We start from the raw sequence: 6,630 nt of genomic DNA on the forward strand, positions 1-6,630 counted from the left end.
CTTCCGGGGCCAAGGCCCCTGATCTCGGATGTCCGTCAAACCGAATCAAGCCCACACGGCCAGCCGGCGGCGTCGCGCGGCCTCGTCATCGGGCGGCGGCGAGGAGGGCCACAGGCCGCCGGCGGTGGCGAAGGCTTGCGCCAGCGGGTCGCGGAACAGCGCATCCTCCCGCTCGGTCTCCAGCGCCCGCACCCTGGCCACTCCCACCGCCGTGGCCCACACTCCCGACGGCTGTACCCGCTCCTGCTCATCAGTCACCGCGCCAGCCTAGTTGACCGGTTCCCAGGGGCCTGTTGAGGGGAGCCAGGTTCATGTGCGGCCGGCCGGTCATGCGCGCACGCCGCCTACGACCGCTCAAACCATCATGAGGCGGAGACCAACAGTCTCCCTGTGTGCGCGACCACACGAAGGGGACCAGGGCCCGGGGTTCGACGTCACGGGGGTACTTGCTCGGGCAGCAGCGGGGTGCTCCTGCTTGAAAGGGCCCTGGCCCATGCCGGGGTACACGTGATGGTGTGCGCTCTCGGCGGGCTGGGGCACCGATGCCGACGGCCCTGGGGGCACATCAGGCGGTCGAGGTAATTGCCCGGGTGACGGCCGTGATCGCCGGGGCCGGGCGGCCGGGGAGTCGCGCCACGAGAACCCGGCGGGTCTCGGGAGGTGCGCCTTCGACGTGCAGCAGGCTCACCCCGGGCGGCAGCACCGGCGAGAGCCGGGAGGGCACCGTTGTCACCCCGAAGCCGCCGGCGACGAGCTGAAGCTTCGTCAGCCAGTCGCGCGCGCGGTGGACGATGTGCGGCCGTCCGGGCAGGCCGGGCCAGACACCGAGCAGGAGTTCGGAGTTCGACGCCGGGGTGGCGATCCATCGAGCGTCGACCAGTTCGTCGACGTGCACCGCGGTGCGGCCGGCGAACTCTCCGGTCGAAGGCGCCGCTACGACCAGTTCGGTGTCCGCAACGGTCTCGACGTGCAGGCGCGGCGACTCACCGTCCAAAGGCCGGTGGGGCGGACGGGACGTCAGCACGGCGAGGTCGATCGAACCCGCGCGCAGTGCCCGGATCAGGGTGGGGGTGGTGCCCTCGATCGTCGTGACCGTGATCTGCGGGTCGGTTGCCGCGAGGCGGGCGAGGGAGGGAGGCAGGATGGCTGCGCCCGCGCTCAGGAACAGTCCGAGCCGCACCGGCTCGGTGCGCGGGACGGTGCCGGTGAGGTCGCGCTCGGCCGCCGTCAGGCAGTCCAGGATCGTGCGAGCGTGGCGCAGCAGGGTCAGGCCTGCGGGGGTGAGCCGCACTCCGTCGGGGCGGCGTTCGAACAGGGTGGTGCCCGCGCTTCGTTCGAGGGAGGCGGCCTGGCGTGAGATCGCCGACTGGGTGTAGCCGAGCCGGGTGGCTGCTGCGGTGAAGCTGCCGGATTCGGCGATCTGCCGCAGGACCCGCAGGCCTGTGCTGGAGATGTCCATGCGACATACGCATACCGCAGATGCTTGATCGTCGCTTCCTGCATGTCCGCCGGGCTCCTAGTGTCGATCGCGACGAGCACGGACGACAACGGAGGTCATCAGGTGCAAGCAGCGGTTCTGACGCAGTTCGGTGCCCCGCTCACGGTGCGGGAGGTGCCCGACCCCGAGGCCGGCGGCGGCGAGGTGCTGGTCGAGGTGCTCGCCGCTTGTGTGGCCCCGTACGCGGCCGAGGTCTTCAGCGGCGAGCGGAACTACCCGCTGGTCCCTCCCGTCGTGCCCGGGATCGGCGGCGTGGGGCGGGTCGTTCACGTGGGTCCGGACGCCACCCGGCTGCGCCCCGGCGACCTGGTGTGGTGCGACTGCACGGTGCGCTCGCGGGACGATGCCCTGACGCCCGACATCACGCTTCAGGGCTGGAGCTCCCGCGGCGAGGGCGGCGCGCGGCTCGCCCGGTACCTGCACGACGGATCGTTCGCCGAGCTCATGCGGGTACCGACGGAGAACGTCTTCCCGCTGCCCGCAGCGGCGGGGGACGACCCGGCCCGCTGGGCCGCGCTCGGCGTGCACGTCATCCCTTACGGCGGGCTGCTGGCCGGCGGGCTCGCCGCCGGTGAGACGCTGCTCGTCAGCGGGGCCACCGGCAACCTCGGCAGCAGTGCGGTCGCGGTCGCGCTCGCCATGGGAGCGGGCCGCGTGGTCGCCCCAGGCCGCAACCGGGCCATGCTCGACCTCCTGGCCGACCGGTTCGGTCCGCGGGTGCGCCCGGTCCCGCTCACCGGGGACGAGGCCGGCGACCGCGCGGCGATGTCCGCGGCGGCCGACGGCCCGATCGACATGGTGATCGACCTGCTGCCACCGAGCGCACCCAGCACGGTGGCGCGCACGGCTGCCATGACCGTGCGCGAGTACGGCCGCGTCGTTCTCATGGGCGGCGTCGGCATGCTCGGTGGCGACGACCTCGCACTCCCCTACCCATGGATCATGCGCAACTCGATCACCGTGCGCGGCCAGTGGATGTACCCGCCTGCAGCGAACGTCGGCATCATCCGGCTGATCGCCTCGGGCACCCTGGACCTCGCCCCCGAACGGGTCCGGTCGTTCGCCCTCAACGCCGTCAACGACGCCGTCACGTACGCCGCCTCACATGGTGGCCCGTTCGACCGCACCGCTCTCACCCCATCGGCGCGCTGACGAGACCGAGTGATCTCCACATGCCAGCGCTACCTACGGCCCACCGCCCTCACGAGCGCAGGCCGCCATGCTGTTGCTATTTCTCGGGAAGTCGCGGGCCGCGGGCATCTCGCCGTGCGCGTCCACCGTGCAGGTCACGCCCTGCTCCGCGGGCTCGGGCATCGGAGTATCGGCGTGAGCGGCGGCGGGCGCACCGCTACGGCGTGTCCGGTGGTCCGGTGGGTCGTAGCGACTCGTCAGACACGCCTTGGCCTTCCTCGCCTGGCTCTCCACGCCCGACGGCCCAGGAGCGGGCAGCCGCTCACTGGCGTGCAGGTGCTCCGAGGGAGGGGGCTGGTTCTCCTGTCTCGTGGCCGCTCCCCACGTGCACCCTCTTGCGGCCGTGAACGGGCCGGGTGTTCGCTCGATGGGAAGTCGTACGAGCGAAGAAGGAGCGCTGACCGTGACCGTTAACACGCCCTCCCCGACGTGCAGTTCAGGCTGCAATTGCGGTCCGGACTGCACTTGCGGATGCCAGTCCGGCGGCCCGTGCCAGTGCGGTCGTTAGCCGAGTGCCGACCGCTGTGCCGAGGGATCGCAACGAGACACATTCCGGCGTCGTTTCACCGGACACCGTCCCGCCGGGCATTCCCGGCGGGACGGCTGACGCCCGGGGCTACTGCCTGCCGGAGCGGGCCCGGGCCAGGGCGAGCCCGCCCGCGATCAGCCCGATCACGCCGACGATCAGCCCGGCGATGCTCAGGCTCCGGGCGGTGGAGTCGTCTGCCTTCGCCGAAGCCGCCGACGAACTCCCCTCTGCTGCACTACCCTTGTCGCCCTTCTTGTCACCTGAAGCCGCTGCGGTGAGCTTCAGCGTCGGGGCCGGGTGCTCCGGCTCCGGCTGGCCGGACTGCTGTTCCTCGATCCACCGGACGATGTTGCCGTCCGAGTACGTCTGCAGCGCCTTGAACACCAACTGATTCGTGCCGGTGGGCAGTTGCCCGAAGGCGATGGTGAAGTCCTGGTACTGGCCCGGGTCGATCTTGCCGCCGGTCCAGACGATCTCGGAGACGGCGTCGGTGATGTTGCCGTCGTCGGTCTTGATCGGGGTGGCGAGCTTGGTCGTCTTCACCTGGGCCGTCCAGCCTGCCACGGGCGTGACCAGGACGGACGGGATGGGATGGTCGGCGGGCAGGGTGATGTCGACCTTGGTGGTGCCGGCCTTGTCCTCCTCGTTGGGCACCCGGAAGGTGAGGGTGCCGTCGGAGGTGCCCTGGGGGTAGCTGTCCGGGTGGACGGTGACGTGCGCGAACGCGGCACCGGCGCTCGCCAGCACACTGGCCGTGGCCAGTGCACCGACCACGGCGGCGTGGCGCAGTCCGCGCCGGATGACTGGGGGTATGGATGTCGCAGGCATGCGAAGACTCCGTACGGGACGGACCGGCGGACACGACGGTCCACCGGTGAAGGTGAGCGTGATCGAGGGGCGTCGCCACGCAGGCGACCAGCCCAGCGGTGGTCCGAGAGCCGTACCGGGGACGGCTCACTCGGCCGGCGCCACCACCGGCGGACCCCGACGCATCACCACGTGACGCAGCAGGAGGAACTGGCCCGCCCACCTCTCCTTGCCATCGCGCCGCCGGACCGAGGCGCCCGGCGGAGGTGTCGGCGGCCCCGCGACGGCATGCCACCAGGCCACGAGCCCGGGGATGACCGTGGCGACCTGGCGCAACAGCGACCAGATGGCTGCCTCGCCGCAGCGCAGCCACCAAGAGGCAGCCAACGCCGCCGCGGCATGCGCCACGATTGCCCGGCCGCTCTCACCGTGGTGCACGAGCGTCATGGCCGGATGAGACATGCCTGACATGCCTGGCCCCTGCGCCATGGATGTTGCCGGGGCTCCCGGGGCGGCGTCGAAGAGCATGTGAAGTGCGATCTGGACGATGCCCATGGTGCCGACGATCCCCGCCAGTGACCGTTCACGTCCGCCCATCAGGCAACTCAGGGCGAAGACGGCGGCAAAGCCGACGCCCTGAGCCCACGCGGAGGGCGTCTGCCGGCAGGCGATGCTGTGCCCGGCGGCGGCGAGCGTCACGCACACCGCGGCGAACACGGCGGCCCGCAGGCCCCGCAGCACCCTCGATGCGCACACGCCAACACGTCCCTTCCAGCAGGGTCGGGCGCAGCCGTCCCCAGGATGAAGGCGATGCGAGCACGGCACCAGTGCCCGGTGCTCGTGAGACTGCCGGGGCAGGCTCACCGGCTGCTCTCCCGGCGCGTGAAGCAGTCCGTGCGCCCTCTACAGCTGCACGATCCCGCCGATTACCGTCGTGGCCTCAGCGTTCCCTCTCCTCCTCGCTCGTGGGCCTTGTCGGCCAGGAGAGAGGCTGCTTCGGGCGGGAGGCCGAGGTGCTGTCCGGTCCGCGGTGCGTCACGGCTGTGGAAGGCGAGCACCCAGGCGGTGTGCAGCTCGCTCGGGCTGGGGGCGCCGGGGCAGCGTCTGCTGTGTGCACCATGGGGTGTTCACCCTGTCCGGCAACTCCAGTCGTGCGCGGGCAGGGGCGTGGTGGAGGCCCCCAAGGCCATGTCGCCCCAGGGGCCTCCGTCGGGGTCACTGCCGGACGGCTGCTCCTGCCATCGCCGGGGTGCCGAGGCCGAGTGCGGTGTGCAGGGTGCGTACCGCGTCGTCGAGTTGGTGCCGGCTGCACAGGATCCGGACGCCGGGGCGGAGCCGGGTGGCCGTCTCGATGGTGATGCCGTTGTCCATCAGGGCGGCGCAGCATCGGCTCACCGATGCGGGGCCGATGACCGTGATGCGGCCGAGGTCCTCGTCGCGGCGGATCGCGAGCTGTGGGCCGGGACCGGTCTCCTCGACGGCGGTGATGAGGGCGGCCGCCTGGTCGGCGTGGACCACGAACGACAGCTCTCCGGTTCCCGACTCCGGACGCCACACGGCCACGTCGATCTCGCGGTTGTCTCCTTCGGCGGCGTTCAGGATGCGTTCGGCCACGAGGAGCCGGTCGGCGAGCTCGTGGGGGGCCGCGACCCCGATGCGGACGGCGCGGTGGTGGGCGACACCGATGATCGCCCCTTCCGCCTCGCCGGGTCCGGCCGGTTCGTCGCAGAGCAGGGTCCCCTCGCTCGTGCCGTGTGAGGGGCGCACCCGCACGGGCACCCGGTGGCACTGGGCGTAGGCGACGGAGGAGGTTGCGAGGACCTGGGCGCCGCCGGCGGCGAGTTGGCGCATGGCCTCGTAGCCGATGCGGTCGAGCAGGCGGGCTTCGGGGACGATGCGCGGGTCGGCGGTGTAGACGCCGTCGACGTCGGTGCAGATCTCGCACAGTTCGGCGTTCAGGGCTGCGGCGAGGGCGACGGCTGTGGTGTCGGAGCCGCCCCGGCCGAGGGTGGTGACCTCCAGGGTGTCGGCGGCGCGGCCCTGGAAGCCGGCCACGACCGGTACGCATCCGGCATCCAGGGTCTCGCGGATCCGGTCGGGCGTGACGTCGGTGATGTGCGCGCGGCCGTGGTCGGCGGTGGTGACGATGCCTGCCTGCGCTCCGGTGAGCGCGCGGGCGGGGACGCCCAGCGAGTGCAGGGCCATGGCGAGGAGGGAGCTGGAGATGCGCTCGCCCGCGCTGAGCAGCAGGTCGGTCTCCCTGGGCGGGAACGGGGGGACGGCGACCCGGTCGGCGAGGGCGAGGAGTTCGTCGGTGGAGGCGCCCATGGCGGAGACCACCACGACGACGTCCTGGCCTTTCTGGCGGGTGGCGGCGATGCGTTCGGCGACGCCTGTGATGCGGTCCGGGTCCGCCACCGAACTCCCGCCGTACTTCTGGACGATGAGGGTCACGAGGTCACGTCTCCCCGGAGCTGCCGTTCGGCCGGTTCGTGCCCGGTGGTCCGCACGAGCGGCGCGCTGGACTTCTCGATGGCGTCGATGAGGATCGTGCAGGCGGTGTCCGCCACGTCTTCGGTGACGTTGAGCGGGGGCAGCATGCGCA

Annotated in this window: 5 protein-coding genes and 1 pseudogene; 1 reads left to right on the forward strand and 5 read right to left on the reverse strand. The window is 71.8% G+C overall.

Annotated elements, in window-relative coordinates; all coding sequences use genetic code 11:
- Nucleotides 1-54 precede the first annotated feature (54 nt).
- Nucleotides 55-222: pseudogene (locus ACLHRZ_RS36400) on the reverse strand (class I SAM-dependent methyltransferase); the annotation flags it as partial.
- 343 nt (nt 223-565) lie between these two features.
- On the reverse strand, nt 566-1,459 hold the full coding sequence (locus tag ACLHRZ_RS36405) for a LysR family transcriptional regulator (protein ID WP_490422879.1): 894 nt from the start codon (nt 1,457-1,459) through the stop codon (nt 566-568).
- 102 nt (nt 1,460-1,561) lie between these two features.
- Between ACLHRZ_RS36405 and ACLHRZ_RS36410 the strand changes: the two genes are divergently transcribed.
- Nucleotides 1,562-2,650 carry an alcohol dehydrogenase catalytic domain-containing protein gene (locus ACLHRZ_RS36410; protein ID WP_490422880.1) on the forward strand — a complete coding sequence of 363 codons (1,089 nt, stop codon included), beginning with the start codon at nt 1,562-1,564 and terminating at the stop codon, nt 2,648-2,650.
- A gap of 655 nt (nt 2,651-3,305) precedes the next feature.
- Here ACLHRZ_RS36410 and ACLHRZ_RS36415 read toward each other — a convergent pair.
- The 3 genes from ACLHRZ_RS36415 to ACLHRZ_RS36425 all read right to left on the reverse strand — a co-directional run bounded on the left by ACLHRZ_RS36415 (nt 3,306) and on the right by ACLHRZ_RS36425 (nt 6,479).
- Nucleotides 3,306-4,046: a YcnI family copper-binding membrane protein gene (locus ACLHRZ_RS36415; protein ID WP_490422881.1), complete on the reverse strand. Its 741-nt coding sequence runs from the start codon at nt 4,044-4,046 to the stop codon at nt 3,306-3,308.
- A gap of 126 nt (nt 4,047-4,172) precedes the next feature.
- Nucleotides 4,173-4,781 (reverse strand): hypothetical protein, encoded by a 609-nt coding sequence (locus tag ACLHRZ_RS36420; RefSeq protein ID WP_490422882.1) that lies wholly within the window; start codon nt 4,779-4,781, stop codon nt 4,173-4,175.
- A 459-nt stretch (nt 4,782-5,240) separates the two neighbouring features.
- The gene (locus ACLHRZ_RS36425; protein WP_490422883.1) at nt 5,241-6,479 is read right to left on the reverse strand and encodes an aspartate kinase; all 1,239 of its coding nucleotides are present in this window, start codon (nt 6,477-6,479) and stop codon (nt 5,241-5,243) included.
- Nucleotides 6,480-6,630 lie beyond the last annotated feature (151 nt).

This window comes from Streptomyces sp. AM25, assembly GCF_058146165.1.